This window comes from Pyrobaculum sp. (assembly GCF_049971835.1).
Classification (GTDB): Archaea; Thermoproteota; Thermoprotei; order Thermoproteales; family Thermoproteaceae; genus Pyrobaculum.
Window position 1 is genome coordinate 1 of sequence record NZ_JBMFKV010000343.1, and the last position, 1,532, is coordinate 1,532.

Here is a 1,532-nt window from a genome sequence, read left to right on the forward strand (position 1 = left end):
ACCTAGACCCCACAGGATCCGTAATCCTCCGCCACAGCGTCTACTACATAGTGCCCAAAAACTCCTAAACTATCACCCAACACCTGGATGGTTAAAATGAGAGCCAAGCCTTACTCCCTATATACCATTGCTAGCCCGACGCGTTGGAGCTTTTTAGCTTTGGGAGACTAGATCTGGAGCGGATACGGAGCCCAGCAACTACTTACCGCTCTAATGCCGTGGTTATTCCTAACACAAGTCCTTGGCGTAGCGTGCAGACTATTTATCGCATCGAGATGAATAGGCGGTGATAGAAATGTTCAATGCAGAGTTATATAACTTCACGGAGGATTAGAGCTTTTTGTAAAACATATTCTACATTTCTCACACGTCAGCTCCATGCCCACCTCGTTAGGGCATACATATATCTTCAAAGTCCCTATCTTGTTTATGAGATTTTTTCGTCTGCTGTGCTCTAAGAAGACCACCAGCCTCTTCCCCCTCTTCTCAGCCCACTCGGCGGCTTTTCTAATCAGCGGAATCTGAGCCTCCGCCTCCTCTCCAGCCAGCAGATAGGTTATGTTGTCAAAATACTCGCCATATTTGTACAGATAGCTGAAGTTAGCCGCGTCAAGCGACATGAGGACAACCAGGTTTCTCGGCCTCTCTGGAGACGCCGCGATTATTGGGAAGGATCGTGTATAAAGGTAAAAAGTTGTAGTGGGGAACTCCCCCGCCAGTCTTTTTATAAAATCCCAATACCACGCCGAAAAGATATCACCACCCACGTGCAGTCGTATGATCCGCGCGCCGCGGTTGCGTATCACGAACCTGGTCCAGCCGCTCAGCCACTCATAGCCTTCCTTAACTATGTGGATGTAGTTTAGATATTCACGTAAGAGGTGTTGCCTGCTATAACGCGCAGTGTTTAAATCATAACACACATAACCTTTACCTTTGTAAAGACCTTGAGGTCCAGACCTGCCGCAAAAAGTAGCGTAGGGACACGTCAATACTGGCGGGAGATCAAAACTCCAGATATCACCTATCTTTCTATTCCCGTGCGAGTAGGGCATCCTGGGGACTATTCTGGAAAGGCCCCTGCCTAGGCTCTCGGCAGTCCTTATCTGAATCTTACGCAGAGTTGTCATTTCTATCTCCGTTGTCGGCGGTCGGTATGCCCCTGTTCTGTAAAGCGCCCAGGCGAGATCTCTCAAGGTAACTCCAGGCGCAACCTCTCTAGCTAGCCACGCCTCTGGCCTCACATATATAACGTTCCGTATTTAATCAAATTATGTGTTTTGTGATCCAAGGCGCATATGAGAACTGGTACCACTCGTTAAACGACATTAATAAAGACAGTTTGAATCTAGGTTGTCCAGAAAACTGCAAGCAAAAAATCGAGAAGAAGAAAGAGGGAGTGATTCTGTGGGGGTTTGGGAGGAGAGAACTTTACGAAGAGCTAGAGAGAGTGGCGAAGGCACGTAGCGTAGGTGTAATTGGGGTATCACAGAAGCCCGATGATCGTAGGAGAAGCGAGCTGGGCAGGAGGG

1 protein-coding gene and 1 pseudogene are annotated in these 1,532 nt (G+C 48.2%); one reads left to right on the top strand and one right to left on the bottom strand.

The features are described 5' to 3' along the window. Positions 1 to 320: 320 nt before the first annotated feature. Entirely contained in the window at positions 321 to 1,244 is a 924-nt protein-coding gene (locus ACP5J3_RS14475) for a GP88 family protein (protein WP_428496323.1), read from the bottom strand. A 29-nt stretch (positions 1,245 to 1,273) separates the two neighbouring features. Here ACP5J3_RS14475 and ACP5J3_RS14480 point away from each other — a divergent pair. Beyond that, a pseudogene (locus ACP5J3_RS14480) lies at positions 1,274 to 1,532 on the top strand (hypothetical protein); the annotation flags it as partial.